The sequence below is a fragment of the Leptothrix cholodnii SP-6 genome, assembly GCF_000019785.1.
GTDB classification, from domain to species: domain Bacteria; phylum Pseudomonadota; class Gammaproteobacteria; order Burkholderiales; family Burkholderiaceae_C; genus Sphaerotilus; species Sphaerotilus cholodnii.
Genome location: NC_010524.1, coordinates 4,892,675 through 4,909,403 on the forward strand (window position 1 = coordinate 4,892,675; position 16,729 = coordinate 4,909,403).

The 16,729-nt window shown below is 69.0% G+C and carries 16 protein-coding genes; 7 read left to right on the plus strand and 9 right to left on the minus strand.

Annotation, left to right across the window (positions count from 1 at the left end; translation table 11 throughout):
* The first annotated feature begins 1 nt into the window (after position 1).
* Genes LCHO_RS21765 through LCHO_RS21775 form a run of 3 tightly spaced genes read left to right on the plus strand, consistent with a single transcriptional unit; the run spans position 2 to position 2,878 of the window.
* Positions 2 to 283 (plus strand): hypothetical protein, encoded by a 282-nt coding sequence (locus LCHO_RS21765; protein ID WP_012349366.1) that lies wholly within the window; start codon positions 2 to 4, stop codon positions 281 to 283.
* Positions 283 to 858, plus strand: a complete 576-nt coding sequence (locus tag LCHO_RS21770; RefSeq protein WP_012349367.1) for an MOSC domain-containing protein — start codon at positions 283 to 285, stop codon at positions 856 to 858. The genes LCHO_RS21765 and LCHO_RS21770 overlap by 1 nt, the downstream gene beginning before the upstream one ends.
* 40 nt (positions 859 to 898) lie before the next feature.
* Positions 899 to 2,878, plus strand: a complete 1,980-nt coding sequence (locus LCHO_RS21775; protein WP_012349368.1) for a DEAD/DEAH box helicase — start codon at positions 899 to 901, stop codon at positions 2,876 to 2,878.
* On the opposite strand, the gene LCHO_RS21780 is transcribed toward LCHO_RS21775, so the two are convergent.
* Entirely contained in the window at positions 2,875 to 3,537 is a 663-nt protein-coding gene (locus tag LCHO_RS21780; protein WP_043704582.1) for an alpha/beta hydrolase, read from the minus strand. The genes LCHO_RS21775 and LCHO_RS21780 overlap by 4 nt on opposite strands.
* 92 nt (positions 3,538 to 3,629) lie before the next feature.
* On the opposite strand from LCHO_RS21780, the gene LCHO_RS21785 reads away from it, so the two are divergent.
* The gene (locus LCHO_RS21785; protein ID WP_012349370.1) at positions 3,630 to 4,322 is read left to right on the plus strand and encodes a dienelactone hydrolase family protein; all 693 of its coding nucleotides are present in this window, start codon (positions 3,630 to 3,632) and stop codon (positions 4,320 to 4,322) included.
* Positions 4,323 to 4,350: 28 nt separating this feature from the next.
* Here LCHO_RS21785 and LCHO_RS21790 read toward each other — a convergent pair whose 3' ends face one another.
* The 3 genes from LCHO_RS21790 to LCHO_RS21795 all read right to left on the minus strand — a co-directional run bounded on the left by LCHO_RS21790 (position 4,351) and on the right by LCHO_RS21795 (position 6,688).
* Entirely contained in the window at positions 4,351 to 5,352 is a 1,002-nt protein-coding gene (locus LCHO_RS21790; protein ID WP_043704583.1) for a catalase family peroxidase, read from the minus strand.
* 174 nt (positions 5,353 to 5,526) lie between these two features.
* Positions 5,527 to 5,691 (minus strand): YiiX/YebB-like N1pC/P60 family cysteine hydrolase, encoded by a 165-nt coding sequence (locus LCHO_RS24340; RefSeq protein ID WP_190274868.1) that lies wholly within the window; start codon positions 5,689 to 5,691, stop codon positions 5,527 to 5,529.
* 232 nt (positions 5,692 to 5,923) lie between these two features.
* Positions 5,924 to 6,688 carry an expansin EXLX1 family cellulose-binding protein gene (locus LCHO_RS21795; protein ID WP_012349372.1) on the minus strand — a complete coding sequence of 255 codons (765 nt, stop codon included), beginning with the start codon at positions 6,686 to 6,688 and terminating at the stop codon, positions 5,924 to 5,926.
* Between the two features lie 419 nt (positions 6,689 to 7,107).
* On the opposite strand from LCHO_RS21795, the gene LCHO_RS21800 reads away from it, so the two are divergent.
* The 3 genes from LCHO_RS21800 (at position 7,108) to rquA (ending at position 11,693) form a co-directional block, all read left to right on the plus strand.
* On the plus strand, positions 7,108 to 8,361 hold the full coding sequence (locus LCHO_RS21800) for a nitronate monooxygenase (protein ID WP_012349373.1): 1,254 nt from the start codon (positions 7,108 to 7,110) through the stop codon (positions 8,359 to 8,361).
* 180 nt (positions 8,362 to 8,541) lie between these two features.
* Positions 8,542 to 10,779, plus strand: coding sequence for an NADP-dependent isocitrate dehydrogenase (locus LCHO_RS21805; RefSeq protein ID WP_012349374.1), 2,238 nt, complete (start codon positions 8,542 to 8,544; stop codon positions 10,777 to 10,779).
* A 134-nt stretch (positions 10,780 to 10,913) separates the two neighbouring features.
* Complete coding sequence (gene rquA / locus LCHO_RS21810) at positions 10,914 to 11,693, plus strand: rhodoquinone biosynthesis methyltransferase RquA (RefSeq protein ID WP_223210481.1); 780 nt, start codon at positions 10,914 to 10,916, stop codon at positions 11,691 to 11,693.
* 91 nt (positions 11,694 to 11,784) lie between these two features.
* Here rquA and mnmE read toward each other — a convergent pair whose 3' ends face one another.
* From mnmE to rpmH, 5 genes are all read right to left on the minus strand, one after another.
* Positions 11,785 to 13,224, minus strand: a complete 1,440-nt coding sequence (gene mnmE, locus LCHO_RS21815; RefSeq protein ID WP_012349376.1) for a tRNA uridine-5-carboxymethylaminomethyl(34) synthesis GTPase MnmE — start codon at positions 13,222 to 13,224, stop codon at positions 11,785 to 11,787.
* Positions 13,225 to 13,639: 415 nt separating this feature from the next.
* The gene (yidC, locus tag LCHO_RS21820) at positions 13,640 to 15,319 is read right to left on the minus strand and encodes a membrane protein insertase YidC (protein WP_012349377.1); all 1,680 of its coding nucleotides are present in this window, start codon (positions 15,317 to 15,319) and stop codon (positions 13,640 to 13,642) included.
* A gap of 2 nt (positions 15,320 to 15,321) precedes the next feature.
* Complete coding sequence (gene yidD / locus LCHO_RS23070) at positions 15,322 to 15,615, minus strand: membrane protein insertion efficiency factor YidD (protein WP_223210580.1); 294 nt, start codon at positions 15,613 to 15,615, stop codon at positions 15,322 to 15,324.
* Between the two features lie 164 nt (positions 15,616 to 15,779).
* The gene (locus LCHO_RS23075) at positions 15,780 to 16,250 is read right to left on the minus strand and encodes a ribonuclease P protein component (protein ID WP_012349379.1); all 471 of its coding nucleotides are present in this window, start codon (positions 16,248 to 16,250) and stop codon (positions 15,780 to 15,782) included.
* 64 nt (positions 16,251 to 16,314) lie between these two features.
* Positions 16,315 to 16,449, minus strand: a complete 135-nt coding sequence (gene rpmH, locus LCHO_RS21830; protein ID WP_012349380.1) for a 50S ribosomal protein L34 — start codon at positions 16,447 to 16,449, stop codon at positions 16,315 to 16,317.
* Positions 16,450 to 16,729 lie beyond the last annotated feature (280 nt).

The window sequence follows — 16,729 nt, forward strand, 5'->3', positions numbered from 1 at the left end:
CATGCTCGACAGTGAAAAGCTCGCCATCGCCGCCCATCTGCACGTGGCGATGCGCCGCAAGGTGGGCCGCGTGACCGACGTCGAGTGGATGGTGCGCAGCGAGGACTACGCCCGCGAGATCATCCGCATCGCGCTGGCCGAGCCCGAGCAGCCCGAGCTGCACAGCCTGGCGCAGCGCCTGCAGGCCGCGCTGCAGATCGCGCCGCGGTTGCGCCCGCCGCCGGTGGCCGCCGAGCCGCCGGCGCCCGAGTCGCCGGAGCGCTACGTCGGTAGACTGCGCTGATGCAGCTGCTCAGCCTCAACCTCGGCACCGTCCGCCCCCTGATGATCGACGGGCGACGCATCATGACCGCGATCGGCAAGGCGCCGGTGGCCGGGCCGGTGGCGGTCGGCCGGCTGGGGCTGGCCGGCGACGAGCAGGCCGACCCGAGCGTGCACGGCGGGCTCGACAAGGCGATCTACGCCTGGCCGGGCGAGCACTACGCCTGGTGGCAGGCGCAGCGGCGCGAACGCGGTACGAGCCTATTCGACGAGACCCTGCCGGCCGGCTTCGCGGGCGAGAACCTCACGCTGCAGGGGCTGGACGAACAGCAGGTGTGGGTGGGCGACGAGCTGCACTTTCCCGACTGCGTGCTGCGGGTCACGCAGCCGCGCGAGCCCTGCTTCAAGTTCAACGCCGTGATGGGCTACGCGCAGGCCGCCCGCGACATGGTCACCTCCGGGCGCAGCGGCTGGTATCTGGCGGTGCAGCAGCCCGGCACGCTCGAAGCCGGCCAGCCCTTCGAGCTGCGCGCGGGTTCACGCAGCGTGGGCATCGCGCAGGCGCTGGCCGGCAAACGCCACAAGCACCTGCGCTGAGCCGCCGACGGCCGCAGCGGGCCTGCGCTACCGTGCGGGCATGAGCCTTTCCGACATCCGCTCGGCCCTCCGCGACGAGCTGGAGGCCACGCCCGAGCACTACGACTTCAAGGTGCTCGCCAGCGAGCGCGACGGCCATCTCTGGCGCGTCACGCTGCAGCCCGGCCACGCCTGGGCCGAGGGCCGGTACGCCGCGCAGCTGATGCTCGACGACTCGTTCGACGGCTCATCGGCCTGGTGGGGCGGCCCGCCCAAGGGCCACGCCAGCGTGCTGGCGATCGCGCCCGAGGACGACCAGATCATCCTGAAGGACGCCAGCGCGCCGCCGCCCGGCCCCGACCAGCTGATCCGCCTCTACCCGCCGCGTTTCCTCAACGCCCTGGCCGACTGCTGGCGCGACGACGACTGGGCCGGGCTCGCCTGGGCCAGCCTGCGTGACCTGGCCGCACCGAGCCCGGTCGCGACCGAGCGCCTGGACGGCGCCGCCTTCGGCTGGCTGCGCCCGGCGCAGCGCCAGGCGCTGCAGCTGGTCGGCCAGTCGAGCAGCTTTCTGTGGGGTCCGCCCGGCACCGGCAAGACCACCGCGCTGGGCGTGCTGCTGGCCGAGTACCTGCACGTCAACGCCGGCGCGCGCGTGCTGCTGCTGTCGACCACCAACCACGCGGTCGACCAGGCCGTGCTGGCGGTCGACAAGGCGCTGCAGCAGAAGCGCCGCGAGGGTCTGCGCGGCAGCGTCAAGCGGCTCGGCACGCGCTTCGTGGCGAGTGCCTACCGCGGCCGCGAGCACCTGCTGCCGGTGTTCGATCCGGATCTGATCGCCCGCCTGTCACGCGCCGAAGCGGCGCGCCCGCCGACCTCCGATCTGCAGGCCTACAGCCGCTGGTCGGAGCGGGTCGAGGGCCTGCGGCTGCAGATGCGCGCCGAGTCGCTACGGGTGCTGCGCAGCGCCCGGCTGGCGGCGATGACGACCACCCGCGCCGCCTTCACGCTCAAGACGCTGCGCGAGCTGCCGCCGTTCGACCTGGTGGTGTTCGACGAGGCCAGCCAGGTCAGCCTGGCGCACACGCTGGCGCTGATCCCGCTCGGCCGGGCGCGGCTGTTCGCGGGCGATCCGCAGCAGCTCGCGCCGGTGGTGCGCAGCGCCAGCCGCGAGGCGCGCCGCTGGCTCGGCCGCTCGCCGTTTGCCGAGAAACCGCGTGGCGGGCCGTCGGTCTGCCTGCTCGACGAGCAGTCGCGCATGGCCGCGTCGATCTGCGATCTGGTCAGCCACCTGTTCTACGACGGCGAGCTGCGCGTGGCCGCCGATGCGCGGGCCGACCCGGCGTGGCTGGCGACGCGTACGCGGCCGTTCGGCGGCATCGAGGCCGATCGGCACGTGCATGTCGAGACCGTGGCGCAGGACGGCGGCTGGTCGGCGGCACACCGCGGGCCGGTGCGGGTTGCGTCCGCCGAACACATCGCGCAACGGGTCGCGCAGGCGCTGGCGCAAGGCGAGCTGGCCGCGCACGAGCTGGTGCTGCTGACGCCGTTTCGGGCCCAGCGCGCGCTGATCCGCCAGCGGCTGGCGGCGCACGGCGTGTTTCAGGTCAAGGTCAGCACGGTGCACCGCGCGCAGGGCAGCGAGGCGGCGGTGGTGATCTTCGACCCGGCCGACGGCGCGCAGCCGTTCCTGCGCACCGAGGAGGCCGGGCGGCTCATCAACGTGGCGCTCAGCCGGGCGCAGGCCAAGGTGGTGGTCTATCTGTCGGGCGCCGACGCGGCCAATCCGGTGCTGGCGCAGATCGTCAACCGGCTGCGGCTGGCCGGCGATGCGCGGCGCGCCACGCCGATCGGCGAGCTGGCGTTGCGCTCGGATTTCCCGGCTTGCGCGGTGGGCCTGCGGGTGGCGATCGGGCGCCATGCCGGCGAGGTGTCACGCGCCTCGCCCGATGGCCGGCAACTGTGGATGGTCAACGAGGCGAGTGGCGCCGAACAGCTGTTCGACGCGGCCTTCCTGCGCCGCAAGGCGGCTGGCGCCTAGGCCAGCACCTTCAGCAGCCAGCGGTTCAGGTCGTCGATCTCTTCTTCGCAGACCGAGTGTTCCATCGGGTACTCGCGCCAGTCGATGGCGTAGCCGAGCGCGGCCAGCGTGGCGCATGAGGCCAGGCCGCGGTCGATCGTCACGATCGGGTCGAAGCGGCCGTGCGCCATGAAGATCTGCACGTCCTGGTTGGCGGCACTGCGTTCGGCGGCGGTGCGGGCCGCCAGCGGCAGGTAGCCCGACAGGCAGGCCAGTCCGGCCAGACGCTGCGGCGCGCGCAGGCCCGCCAGCAGGGTCATCGCGCAGCCTTGCGAGAAGCCCATCAGCACGGTGCGCTGCGGCGCGATGCCGAGCGCGGCCTCGCGGTCGAGCAGCGCCTGCACGTCGGCCAGCGAGGCGCGCAGGCCGGCTTCGTCCTCGCGGCGCACCAGGTCGGCGTTGAAGATGTCGTACCAGGCGCGCATCTGATAGCCGCCGTTGACCGTGACCGGGCGCACCGGCGCGTCGGGGAACACGAATCGCACGTCGCCGATCGCCGACAGGTCGAGCTGTTCGGCGATCGGCACGAAGTCGGAGCCGTCGGCGCCCAGGCCGTGCAGCACCACGATGCTGGCCACCGGGTTGGGGCCGGACTGGAGTTCAAGGGTTTCGAGAGCCATGCGCTCAGGATAGCGGCTGAGCCGGCTGCGGCCTACCATTCCACGAGGCAGGCACCGCCTCGCTTTCTACGATCAAACAGGAGAAACACATCATGGGAACCACCGTCACCTTCCAGCGCCCCGACGGGCAATCCGTGTCGGGTTATCTGGCCGAACCCGCCCACCTCGCCGGCGCGCCGGCGGTGGTGGTGATCCAGGAGTGGTGGGGCCTGAACGACCAGATCCGCGGCGTCGCCGACCGGCTGGCACAGGCCGGCTACATCGCGCTGGTGCCCGACCTCTACCGCGGCAAGTCGACCGTCGAGGCCGAGGAGGCGCATCACCTGATGAGCGGCCTGAACTTCGGCGACGCCGCCTCGCAGGACGTGCGCGGCGCGGTGCAGTACCTCAAGGGCCGCGCGGTCAAGGTCGGCGTCACCGGCTTCTGCATGGGCGGCGCGCTGACGCTGCTGGCCCTGGCCAACGTGCCCGAGCTCGACGCCGGCGTGGTCTGGTACGGCTGCCCGCCGCTCGAATACATCGACGCCAGCAAGATCAAGGTGCCGGTGCAGGGCCACTGGGCCACGCAGGACCAGTTCTTCAAGATCGAGACCGTCGACGCCCTGCAGGCCCAGCTGACCGAAGCCGGCGTCAGCACCGACTTCCACCGCTACCTGGCGCACCACGCGTTCGCCAACGAGACCGCGGTCGGCCCCGGCCGCATCCCCGCCACGCAGTACGACGCGGTGTGGGCGCAGCAGGCGTGGGATCGCACGCTGCGCTTCTTCGGCCGCACGCTGGGCTGAACGGCGACGCCGTCGCCGGCCGTCAGGCTCAGTTGGCGGTTTCGCTCAGGCGCCGGCCGAGCGACACGCCGTAGGCGGCCGCGCGGGCGTTGAGCACCGGGTCGGCCGAGGGCTTGATGCCCTTGGGCGTGATCAGCGGGTTGAAGGTGATGCGGTCGCAGTCGCCGCCGGCCATCGCCTCGACCTTGTCGATCACCAGCCGGCCGGCGCTCACGAGCTTGCGGCTGTCGGGCCAGGCCTGGGTCGGGTCGAGCAGGTTGTCGCCCGGCTCGGCGAGCTGCAGCTTGAACTCGAAACCGACCGGCGCCTTGGCCACGCGCGCGCGCAGTTCGTCGGCCAGGAAGTCGTTGGGCAGGTCTTTCAGCTGTTCTTCGCTCAGGCCCAGCACGCCGGCCTCGGGCACGAACTGCCAGCGCACGAAGCGGCTCTGGCCGCGGGCGTCGTTCAGCTCGAAGGCGTTGACACCCCAGTAGTTGAGCGCGCCATAGCTGGCCGGCACCGGCTGCTTGGCGACGTAGGCGCCTTGCAGCAGCGTTTCGGGGTGGGCCTCGTTGAAGGCCTTGAGCTTTTCCGGGTCGGGCTTGCCGGTGGCCGGGTCGGCGCTGCGCACCTTGACGAAGGTGACGAAGTCTTCCGGCGACTTGACGAAGAAGATCGGCGCGGAGATGTTGGCCATCTGCCAGACCTCGCCGTTGGCAGCCGTGAAGCTCAAGGCCAGGCCGCGCACCGACTTGGCCTTGTCCGTGCCCTTGGGATTGCCGCCGCCGACCGAAAAGCGCGCGATCACCGGCACCTTGTCGCCGTTGAAGACCGAGGCGCTGGTGAGCGCGCGGGCGTCTGCATGGCCGGTGAAATGACCGCTGGCGCACAGGCCCTTGGCGCCGGAGCGGCGCGCGGTCGGCTGCTTGCCGGCCAGGCCTTCGAGCGCGTTGACCTGCTGCTCGGCGAGCGATGCCTGCGCCTGCGCGGCCATCGGCAGCGCCAACGCACCCAGACTGGCCACGGCAGTGGCGATGATCAGCTTGTTCATGGAGATGACCTTGATGTGGAGGTGATGGGGGGTGAACGCCCGGCCCTTGCCGGCCGCCACGTGGGGTGAGTCGCCGCGGCGGCGCAGTTCTTACAGCTGGCGCTGAAAAACGTGCGTCATCGATGTGCAATCAAGGTCGGGCCGGATGCTGCCGGGCGGGTGTCCACATGGCCGTCATGCACCGGCACCAGTTCGCGGCTGAGCAGCAGGCTGGCGGGTGTGACGGGCCAGCACCTCACGCACGAAACGCGAGCAGAACTGGCGCCGGGAATGCAGGTTGAAGCCGGTGTCGTAGAACACGCCGACGTGGTTGGTCCACGAACCCGTCGCATCGGCCACTTCGCGAAACGGTCTGGCCGTGACCCGGATGAAGACCACATCGCCGACGGCGAGCCGCGGGGCCAGCGCGGTGAGTGGCAGCGCTGCCGTGGTTTCGGCTGCGCATGAGGGGTCTCCGGAGGGTTGGCGGGCCGGAGCATGCGTGCGGATTTCGACGTGCGGTGGCTGCGTGTCGCCAGGCGCGTCGGTCGGCCGGTGGGGTATCGGATGGCGGTACCCGCGGGCCGAGCGCCTACTGAAACTGCCCCGTCCCATCCACCACCAGCCCACCTTGCGGCTGCGGCAGCCTGTCGATCAGCGCCACGCCGGTGCTCGACGTGACGCGCACCTGCAGCGCGCCGGCCCCGATCGCGACCGGGTGGACGAAATAGTTGTAGTCGGTGCGCGGCACGGCGATCCAGTTGCCGGTGCCGTCGGGCTGGATTTCGAGCCGGGCGATCGGCACCGGGTGGTTGCGCACCTGGATTGCCGTCCAGTAGCGCGTGCTGCCTTCCTTGTAGCGGTACTGGACCGGGCCGCTGACGGCGCCCGTCACCACCTGCCATGTGATCGGCACGCGCCCGGCCACCGGTTCGGCGATGCGGGCGAAGGCCTCGGCGCTCAGGTCGACGTCGCCGGGGGCGCATTCAGGGCATTCGTCGACGATGCGTACGGTGACCGTGCCGAGCGGGCCGGTGACGCGCACGTGTTCGCCACAGGCGGCGCTGCCGGCGTAGTCGGTGTGATTCATGGCCGCCACCATCCGATCGGCACTGGCGTCGTAGCTGCACGCCCCCGCGCCGGTGGCGGCGTAGTAGGTGCCTTCGCCCTGGCGCGTGGCGCCCAGCGTGGCGCCGGTGCCGCCGCCGTCCGTGTCGACGGTCGGGCTGGCTGCGGCCAGAGGGCTGCCGCCACCGCAGGCCGCGAGGCCGGCGAGCGTGCAGAGGCAGGCGAGGCGCTTGAGCGCGGATTCGAGATCGAGCATGCGGTGCGGGAAGCGGCGGGGATGGCGGCGCATTCTGTTGGGCGCCCAGCGCGCTGGCTGTGTGCAGACGTAAGGCGCCACACGAATGGGGGCCGCTGTCTTTGAACTGGTTCAAAGACAGGTGCGGTGCCGGCCGGCAATATGTCGCCAGCCGTGACGACGGGTTTCGAGCCGCCCGGTCGACTCCGGATTGACCCTCAATCCTGCAAAAAGTTTGTGGCGATGGCCGGGGAGCCGTGCCGCTCGCCGATACTTCGCCCGGCGCAGCTCTCGGACTGCGCCTAAGCCGGGACAACCCTGTGGATGGACGGGTACCGGCCGAGTGACAGCCCGTCGTAATCGGTGTCTCATACGATCAGGGCATCGCTCGGCAGGGTGCCGATGCCACTACCTTGCCACCAGATACGGACACGGAGCGCGGGCCGGTCGGGCCTGCCCCACGACAGTTGACTATGAAACGTTTGGATGATTTCCGCATGCAGATGGGCCGCCACGAGCTGGTGCCCATCATGGTTGGTGGCATGGGCGTGGACATTTCCTCCGCCGATCTGGCGCTGGAAACGGCTCGCCTGGGGGGTGTCGGTCACATCTCCGACGCCATGATCAAGACCGTGACGGACCGTCGCTACAAGACCAAGTACGTCAAGGCCAAGCAGGCGCTCTACAAGCTCAACGTCGAGCTCGAGGACAAGTCGGCCGTCAAGTTCAACCTCGGCCATCTGGCCGAGGCGACCCGCCTGCACGTCGAAGCCACCATGACGCGCAAGCAGGGCAGCGGCCTGGTGTTCATCAACTGCATGGAAAAGCTGACGATGAACGCGCCGAAGGAGACGCTCAAGGTGCGCATGAGCGCGGCCCTTGACGCGGGCATCGAAGGCATCACGCTGGCTGCCGGCCTGCACCTGGGTTCGTTCGCGCTGATCGAGGACCACCCGCGTTTCCGCGATGCCAAGCTCGGCATCATCGTGTCGTCGCTGCGCGCGCTGCAGCTGTTCCTGAAGAAGAACGCGCGCCTGAACCGGCTGCCCGACTACGTCGTGGTCGAAGGCCCGCTGGCCGGCGGCCACCTCGGTTTCGGCATGGACTGGGCGCAGTACGACCTGGCCACCATCGTGGCCGAGATCATGCAGTGGATGAAGGCCGAGCAGCTCGACATCCCCGTGATCCCCGCCGGCGGCATCTTCACCGGCACGGACGCCGTGCGCTTCATGGAGATGGGCGCGGCCGGCGTGCAGGTGGCCACCCGCTTCACGGTCACCAAGGAATGCGGCCTGCCCGACGACGTCAAGCAGGAGTACTTCAAGGCCGACGAGGACGACATCGAGGTCAACCAGATCTCGCCCACCGGCTACCCGATGCGCATGATCAAGTCGAGCCCGGGCATCGGTGACGGCATCCGTCCGAACTGCGAGGCCTACGGCTACCTGCTCGACGCCCAGGGCAAGTGTGCCTACATCACCGCCTACAACCGCGAGGTGGCCGCCAATCCCGAGGCGCGTCGCATCAAGGTGATGGACAAGACCTGCCTGTGCACGCACATGCGCAACTTCGACATCTGGACCTGCGGCCAGCTGACCTGGCGCCTCAAGGACACCACGCTGCGCGACGCCGAAGGCCACTACCAGCTGCTGAGCGCCGAACACGTCTTCAAGGACTACCAGTTCAGCTCCGACAACCAGGTGCTGCTGCCCGCGCAGAACGCCTGATCGGGCCGGCTGCCGGGCCGCCGGGCTGCTCCTCCTGTCACCCGCCAGACCACGAGGACCCGCGCCGGCGCCGGCAACTGTTGCGTCGGTGGCGTCGCAGGTGCATCCGGCTCGATTACCCGCTCGATATCGAACGCGGTATTTTTATACTCTCCGATTCGTCCAGAGAAGGAAGACCTCATGCCCGCTGAAAAAGCCAAGATCATCTACACCCTGACCGACGAGGCGCCCTTGCTGGCGACTTATTCGTTTCTGCCGATCGTGCGCACTTTCGCTGCGCCTGCGGGCATCGACGTCGTCGAGTCCGATATCTCGGTGGCGGCACGCGTGCTGGGTGAATTCCCCGAGTACCTGAGCGACGAGCAGCGGGTGCCGGACAACCTGAAGGAACTCGGCCGGCTCACCCTGCTGCCCGATACCAACATCATCAAGCTGCCCAACATCAGCGCGTCGCAGAACCAGTTGATCACCTGCATCCGCGAGTTGCAGTCCAAGGGCTACGCGCTGCCCGACTTCCCCGAGCAGCCCAAGACCGACGAGGAAAAGGCGATCCGCCTGCGCTACAACAAGTGCATGGGCAGCGCGGTGAACCCGGTGCTGCGCGAAGGCAACTCCGACCGCCGCGCGCCGCGCGCCGTCAAGGAATACGCCCGCAAGAACCCGCACAGCATGGCCGAGTGGAGCCAGGCGTCGCGTTCGCACGTCTCGCACATGCACCACGGCGACTTCTATCACGGCGAAAAGTCGATCACGCTCGACAAGGCGCGTGACGTCAAGATGGAACTGCTCACCAAGAGCGGCAAGACCATCCTGCTCAAGCCGAAGGTCTCGCTGCTCGACCGCGAAGTCATCGACAGCATGTTCATGAGCAAGAAGGAACTGCTGGCCTTCTACGAGAAGGAGATCGAGGACGCGCACAAGACCGGCGTGATGTTCTCGCTGCACGTCAAGGCGACCATGATGAAGGTGTCGCACCCGATCGTGTTCGGCCACTGCGTCAAGATCTTCTACAAGGACGCGTTCGCCAAGCACGCCAAGCTGTTCGACGAGCTGGGCGTGAACGTCAACAACGGCATGGCCAACCTGTACGACAAGATCGCCACCCTGCCGCAGAGCAAGCAGGACGAGATCAAGCGCGACCTGCACGCCTGCCACGAGAACCGCCCCGAGCTGGCGATGGTCGATTCGGCCAAGGGCATCACCAACTTCCACTCGCCAAACGACGTGATCGTCGACGCCTCGATGCCGGCGATGATCCGCAACGGCGGCAAGATGTGGGGTGCCGACGGCCGCCTGAAGGACGTCAAGGCCGTGATGCCGGAGTCGACCTTCGCCCGCATCTACCAGGAGATCATCAACTTCTGCAAGTGGCACGGCGCCTTCGACCCCAAGACCATGGGCACGGTGCCCAACGTCGGCCTGATGGCCCAGCAGGCCGAGGAATACGGCTCGCACGACAAGACCTTCGAGATCCCCGAAGACGGCGTGGCCAACATCACCGACCTGAACACCGGCGAAGTGCTGCTGAGCCAGAACGTCGAAGAGGGCGACATCTGGCGCATGTGCCAGGTCAAGGACGCCGCCATCCGCGACTGGGTCAAGCTGGCCGTCAACCGCGCGCGCAACTCCGGCATGCCGGTGGTGTTCTGGCTCGACGCCTACCGTCCGCACGAGGCGCAGCTGATCACCAAGGTCAAGATGTACCTGCACGAGCACAACACCTCCGGCCTGGACATCCAGATCATGAGCCAGGTGCGTGCCATGCGTTACACCCTGGAGCGCGTGATCCGCGGCCAGGACACCATCAGCGCCACCGGCAACATCCTGCGCGACTACCTCACCGACCTGTTCCCGATCATGGAACTGGGTACCAGCGCCAAGATGCTGTCGATCGTGCCGCTGATGGCCGGTGGCGGCATGTACGAGACCGGTGCCGGCGGTTCGGCGCCCAAGCACGTGCAGCAGCTGGTCGAGGAAAACCACCTGCGCTGGGATTCGCTCGGCGAGTTCCTGGCACTGGCGGTCAGCATGGAAGACCTCGGCATCAAGACCGGCAGCAACAAGGCCAAGATCCTGGCTCGCACGCTCGACGCCGCCACCGGCAAGCTGCTCGACAACAACAAGGGCCCGTCGCCCAAGACCGGCCAGCTCGACAACCGCGGCAGCCAGTTCTACCTGGCGATGTACTGGGCCCAGGGCCTGGCCGAGCAGACCGAGGACCTGGAGCTGCAGGCCCACTTCACCGGCCTGGCCAAGTCGCTGACGGAAAACGAGCAGAAGATCGCCGACGAGCTGAAGGCCGTGCAGGGCCAGCCGGTCGACATCGGCGGCTACTACTTCGCCGATCCGCAGAAGGTGACGGCCGTGATGCGTCCGAGCGCGACCTTCAACGCCGCCCTGGCGGCTGCGCAGCTCTGACGGCTGCGTGATCCGCGTCAGGCCGGTTCTCGGCCTGATCGCGGAACCGGCCGCGAACGACACGCCGACGGGCCGCATCGGCCATCGCGGCTGAATGGCCCGGTTCGGCCGGGCGCCATCTTCGAGCTCTGCACGTGCCCACACCTGCCTCTGCATCGGCCCGACATGACGCACGACCGCTGGCTGCAGCAGGCGAACCGGTGGTCGCCGTGCTGCCGCGTCCGGCGTCGATTCCCGGCTACCTGCAGCAGGTCTACTGGTGGGCCTACGTGCATCCCCGGTCGGTGCGGATCTTCGAGCGCCCGTGGCTGGTCAACGCGATCCTGTTCGGCCACTACGCGTGCCTGCGCGATGCCGCGCTCGACGCGCTGGGCCGCCCCGTCACCGGCCGGACGCTGCAGGTGGCCTGTGTCTACGGCAACCTGACCTCGCGCCTGTGCGAGCGCATGGCGCCCGACGCCCGGCTCGACGTGGTCGACATCCTGCCGGTTCAGCTCGACAACCTGCGTCGCAAGCTGCCGCCTCGCGAGGGCCTCGCGCTGCTGCACGCCAATGCGGCGGCACTGCCCGTCGCAGACGCCAGCTACGACCAGGTGCTGATGTTCTTCCTGCTGCACGAGCAGCCTGAAGCGGTGCGCCGTGCCAGCCTGGCCGAGGCCGTCCGGGTGCTCAAGCCCGGCGGTCGCCTGGTCGTCGTCGACTACCACCGGCCGGCTGCCTGGCACCCGCTGCGGCCCCTGATGCGGCTGGTGTTCGGCCGTCTCGAGCCCTATGCGATGGACCTCTGGCGCGACGAGATCGAGCGCTTCCTGCCGCCGGATTTCAAGCCCGCCTCGTCCAGCAAGTCGACCCGATTCGGCGGCCTCTACCAGCTGCGGGTCATGACACGCCCTGGCGCCGACGGCCGGCCCTGAACCGCCTGTGCGACGCGCGCCGCGCGTTGTCGTCTGCAGCCTGATCTCGTGGCTCGAGGCTGCGGCCCGTCTGCCGCAGGCGGGGGCCGCTCTATTTGCCGATGCAGAAGCGCCCGAAGATGTCGCCCAGCAGGTCGTCGCTGCTGTAGCTGCCGGTGATCTCGGCCAGCGCGTCGTGGGCCGACCGCAGCTCCTCGGCCAGCAGGTCGAGCGCGCTGTCGGATTGTTCGGCCCAGCCCTGCGCCGCGGTGACGTGGGTGGCGGCGGCACGCAGGGCACGCACATGGCGCTCGCGGGCGATGAACACGCCCTCCGGCGCGGCGTGCCAGCCGGCCCGCGCCAGCAGCGCGGCGCGCAGGGCGTCGATGCCGTCGTGCGTGCGGGCGCTCAGCACCACGCCGGCCGCGTCGCCGGCTTGCCGGGCTGCCAGGCGGGCGGCCACCCGGGCAGCCTGTTCGGGGGCGGCGTCGGCCTTGTTGTGTACATGGATCAGGCCGACATCGGCGGGCAGGCGCTGCGCGATCGCGGTGTCGGCGGCGCTGTAGGCCGGCTCGTGCTCGCGCGTCAGGTCGTGCAGCAGCAGCACCGCGTCGGCCTCGGCGATGGCCTGCCAGCTGCGGCTGATGCCGATGCGCTCGACCTCGTCGCCGGCCTGCTCGTCGCTGCGCAGGCCGGCGGTGTCGATCACGTGCACCGGCACGCCCTCGATCTGGATCGTCTCGCTGATCTTGTCGCGGGTGGTGCCGGGAATCGGCGTGACGATCGCCAGCTCGGCGCCGGCCAGCGCGTTGAGCAGCGAGCTCTTGCCGGCATTGGGCTGGCCGGCGATCACCACCCGCAGGCCTTCGCGCAGCAGCGCGCCCTGGCGTGCGGTGTCGAGCAGGCCGGCCAGCCGTTCGGCCAGCCGGGCCAGCCGGCCGTGCGCGTCGGCACGCTGCAGGAAATCGATCTCTTCTTCGGGGAAATCGAGCGTGGCCTCGACCAGCGCGCGCAACTCGATCAGGCCGTCGCGCAAGTGCGTGATCTGGCGCGAAAAATCACCCGACAGCGAGCGTGCCGCGCTGCGCGCCGCGGCTTCGGTACTGGCGTCGATCAGATCGGCCACCGCCTCGGCCTGCGCCAGGTCGAGCTTGTCGTTGAGGTAGGCGCGCTCGGTGAACTCGCCCGGCTGCGCCAGCCGCAGGCCGGGTAGTCTGGGCCTGCCGTCTGTGCCGATCTCGCCGGCTGCCTCCAGGCAGCGGGCGAGCAGCAACTGCAGCACCACCGGGCCGCCATGGGCCTGCAGTTCGAGCACGTCTTCGCCGGTGTAGCTGTGCGGCGCCGGAAAGTGCAGCGCCAGGCCGCGGTCGATCGCGCCGCCCTGGCGATCCAGGAACGGCCCGTAACTGGCGACACGGGGCCGCAGCGGACGGCCGACCAGCGCGGTTGCCAGCGCCGTCAGGCCTCGCCCGGACACCCGCACGATGCCCACCGCACCCCGTCCGGGAGCAGTGGCGATGGCGGCGATGGGTTCATGGTGGCGCGGCAGCATCGAAAGATTGTCGCCGAGCGACGAAGCGCCGCCAGGAGGGACAACGCCGCTGCGACCATCGGGCCGCAGCGGCGTTGCGAGGGTCTGCGCGCCTGTCCGGATGGACAGTCGGGCCGGGCGGCAGACGGGTGTTAGCGCGGGGGGAGGCCGGGCTTTGCGCCGGATCGCCTCCTGAGCCAAGGGCGTCGCTCCAGGCAGTTGATTGAATCTGCCTGCAGCGACGACCTCGGGTCTGCCCCGCAAATGCATGGTGCGCGCCCTGCCACCGAGCCTCAATCCCCTGTTCGTGGCGGCACATCGCGATGTGTGCGGCTTCTCTCAGAAGGATTGCACACCTGCCGGTTCGTGCATCTCGAAACAAGACAGGCGGCCCGCGGGCCGCCTGTCGACATCAGCGCGAGCGCCTGCGTCGTCGTTACTTGTTCAGCCCGAGCTGCCGGTTGATCATCCATTGCTGGGCGATCGAGAGCAGGTTGTTGGTGAACCAGTACAGCACCAGACCTGCCGGGAAGAAGAAGAACATCACGCTGAAGGCCAGCGGCATGATCCACATCATCTTGGCCTGGATCGGATCAGGTGGCGTCGGATTGAGCCAGGTCTGCAGCACCGTGGTGGCGGTCATCAGCAGCGGCAGGATGAAGTACGGGTCCTTCACGCTCAGGTCGTGCACCCAGCCCACCCAGGGCGCGCCACGCATCTCGACGCTCGACAGCAGCACCCAGTACAGCGCGATGAAGAACGGCATCTGGACGAAGATCGGCAGGCAGCCGCCCAGCGGGTTGACCTTTTCCTCGCGGTAGATGCGCATCATCTCCTGCTGCATCTGCTGCGGCTTGTCCTTCAGGCGCTCGCGCAGTTCCTGCACCTTCGGGTTGATCGCCTTCATCTTGCCCATCGAGCGATAGGCGCTGGCGTTGAGCCAGTAGAAGGCCGCCTTCAGCAGCACCACCAGCGCGACGATCGCCCAGCCCCAGTTGCCGATGTACGAGTGCAGCTTGTGCAGCAGCCAGAACAGCGGCTTGGACAGGATCGTCAGCCAGCCGTAGTCCTTGACCAGGTCGAGCCCGGGCGCCAGCGCCTCGATGCGTTTTTCTTCCTGCGGGCCGACGAACAGGCGGGCGTCGATCTTCCTGCTCGCCGCCGGTGCCACCTCGCCGACCGGCAGCAGCATGCCGACCGCGTAGAGGTTGTCGCTGACCTTGCGCGAGAAGAACTCGCGCTGCACCTTGTCGCCTGGCAACCAGGCCGCGGCGAAGTAGTGCTGCACCATCGCCACCCAGCCGTCCTCGGCGCTGGTCACATGGTCGACCTTGTCGCCGGCCTTGCGCTTCTCGATGTCGCTGAACTCGATCTTCTGGAACTTGCCGGCCTCGGAGTAGACCGCCGGGCCGGTGAAGGTGCTGTAGAAGCTCGATGCATCGGGCAGCGGATTGCCGTCGCGCACCAGTTGCAGGTAGAGCTGCGGGCTCACGGCGGCGGCGCCCTGGTTGAGCACCTCGTGCTGCACGTCGATGACGTAGTCGCCGCGGCGCAGGGTGTAGGTCTTGACGAGCTTGACGCCGTCGGCCGCGGTGGATTCGAAGCGCGCCTGCAGCTCGCTCTTGCCATCGCCCAGTGTCCGATCGCCCGCAACCACGTTCATCAGCGTGGTGTGGTCCGGCAAGGTGCCGGGCTGGCCGGTGCCGATCAGGCCCGACTCGGCCATGTAATGGCGCTGCGGCGACTGGTCGAACAGCATCACGTGCCCGCTGGCGCTCGACGGATCGGCGTACTTGAGCAGCTCGATCGACACCAGCGTGCCGCCTCGGCTGTCGAACGTGGCCTTGACCACGTCGGTGGTCAGGACGACTTTTTCAGCCGCCGAGACCGCCGCCGCACTGGCCGACGAAGCGACGGGCAGCGCCGCTCCGGCAGCAGCCGACGCAGCAGGCACGGGCACCGACGAGGTGCCGTTGGCCGCCAGCGGCACGCTGCGAGCCGCCGGCTTGGGGTCGAACATCGAGGGCTGGCCGGTGTGGCGGCTCCAGCCGTCCCACAACATCACCAGCGAAATGGAGAAAACGCCCCAGAGCAGCGCGCGCCGCAGGTCGGTCATAGCTAGTTCTTTCGTGATGGCGAGACGACGCCGGGAAGCGCTTCCGGCGCAGCCGGAACGCGCGCGCTGCCAAGCAGCGCAGAGAAAATCGGACGAACCGTGCCTGGCACCGGATCACAACCGCCAGCGCACCACGGATGGCAGCGCGCCAGGCGCCCGAGCGTCAGCCGGGTGCCGCTGGCGGCACCATGCTGCGCCAGCGCCTGCAAGGCGTAGGCGGAACAGGTCGGCTCGAACCGACAGGACGAGCCGAGCCAGGGACTCAGAAACAGTCGATACCCGCGCACGAGCGACATCAGCAGACGCCGAGGCGCGTCGTGCAGACCGCCAGGGCGACGCACAGACGCGACCGAGCCCGAGCCTTCGTCAGAGGGCTCGTCCGGGGGTGGATCGGTCGGCGTGATCTGGGGCGACGTGGCCATCGGCAGCGCGGGCAACGGTCTCGCGGCGGCGGGCGAGATCAGGCGCCCGACATCGGGGCGGTCGAGGCCGGCGAAGCCGCCGGCCGGCGAACGGACGTCGTCTGCCGCAAGGCATCGGAGATCAGCTGCGCCAGCTCGGCCCGCACGTCGTGCGCGAGTGCCTCCGAACGGGCGCTCAGATAACGCTTGGGATCGAACGGCGCGCGCAAGCGCACGATCCAGTCCCCGGATGGCAGCACGGCACTGACCTTGCCGACACCCGAGCGCATCTCGCGCTTGACCAGGCTGCGCGTCACGGACCGGCGCGCGTGCCGCTTGGGCACCACCATTCCGAGTCGCAAGGCCACCGGGCGAGGCGAGTCATCCACAGCCTCGACGGAAGCAGCTTGCGCCCCTGTTGACAACCCGGCCGCAGCCAGGTGGTGAACCATGAAATGAACGCTGCGCGCGCACGGACGGGTGGCCATCACCGCCTGAAAGCGGCTGGCTCCTGTCAGGCTTTGCAGCATGTGCCCGTCCGTCATGTCGAGCCGGGATTGCGCTGACGCAGGCCGCGTCGCCGCATCAACAGGATCAGACAGCCAGGCGCTTGCGGCCCTTGGCGCGACGTGCAGCGATGACGCTGCGGCCGCCACGGGACTTCATGCGCACGAGGAAACCGTGCGTACGGGCGCGGCGGACTTTCGAAGGCTGGTAGGTGCGTTTCATGGTGGATTCTCAGTTGCACCCGAAGCAGCCAATCCATTGCGCCACGGGCATTTGCCGGTCAGTGGCCGCCCACATCGGGAAACGGCCACGCAGATAAGCCCCCGTTCCGGCAGATCGACGCACGCACGGGTCGGCCATCAAGGCCACTCAGGCGCGCAGGCAAAAACACCCGCCGGTTCGGAGAACCCGCGATTACAACAAATCCGGGCGGCGGCGTCAACGCACAGACAAGCCCTTCACGTCTCGGGACGAGCCTGTCGGCCCGTCGGAAACTGTGGAT

Bases quoted from the DNA above. Each gene is read 5' to 3' on its own strand.
- LCHO_RS21775 (WP_012349368.1), top strand. From the start codon at position 899: ATGAGCCTTTCCGACATCCGCTCGGCCCTCCGCGACGAGCTGGAGGCC.
- LCHO_RS21805 (WP_012349374.1), top strand. From the start codon at position 8,542: ATGCCCGCTGAAAAAGCCAAGATCATCTACACCCTGACCGACGAGGCG.
- LCHO_RS21765 (WP_012349366.1), top strand. From the start codon at position 2: ATGCTCGACAGTGAAAAGCTCGCCATCGCCGCCCATCTGCACGTGGCG.
- LCHO_RS21770 (WP_012349367.1), top strand. From the start codon at position 283: ATGCAGCTGCTCAGCCTCAACCTCGGCACCGTCCGCCCCCTGATGATC.
- LCHO_RS23075 (WP_012349379.1), bottom strand. From the start codon at position 16,250: ATGCTGCAAAGCCTGACAGGAGCCAGCCGCTTTCAGGCGGTGATGGCC.
- yidC (WP_012349377.1), bottom strand. From the start codon at position 15,319: ATGACCGACCTGCGGCGCGCGCTGCTCTGGGGCGTTTTCTCCATTTCG.
- LCHO_RS21800 (WP_012349373.1), top strand. From the start codon at position 7,108: ATGAAACGTTTGGATGATTTCCGCATGCAGATGGGCCGCCACGAGCTG.
- rpmH (WP_012349380.1), bottom strand. From the start codon at position 16,449: ATGAAACGCACCTACCAGCCTTCGAAAGTCCGCCGCGCCCGTACGCAC.
- LCHO_RS21785 (WP_012349370.1), top strand. From the start codon at position 3,630: ATGGGAACCACCGTCACCTTCCAGCGCCCCGACGGGCAATCCGTGTCG.
- LCHO_RS21795 (WP_012349372.1), bottom strand. From the start codon at position 6,688: ATGCGCCGCCATCCCCGCCGCTTCCCGCACCGCATGCTCGATCTCGAA.
- LCHO_RS21790 (WP_043704583.1), bottom strand. From the start codon at position 5,352: ATGAACAAGCTGATCATCGCCACTGCCGTGGCCAGTCTGGGTGCGTTG.
- mnmE (WP_012349376.1), bottom strand. From the start codon at position 13,224: ATGCTGCCGCGCCACCATGAACCCATCGCCGCCATCGCCACTGCTCCC.
- yidD (WP_223210580.1), bottom strand. From the start codon at position 15,615: ATGTCGCTCGTGCGCGGGTATCGACTGTTTCTGAGTCCCTGGCTCGGC.
- LCHO_RS21780 (WP_043704582.1), bottom strand. From the start codon at position 3,537: ATGGCTCTCGAAACCCTTGAACTCCAGTCCGGCCCCAACCCGGTGGCC.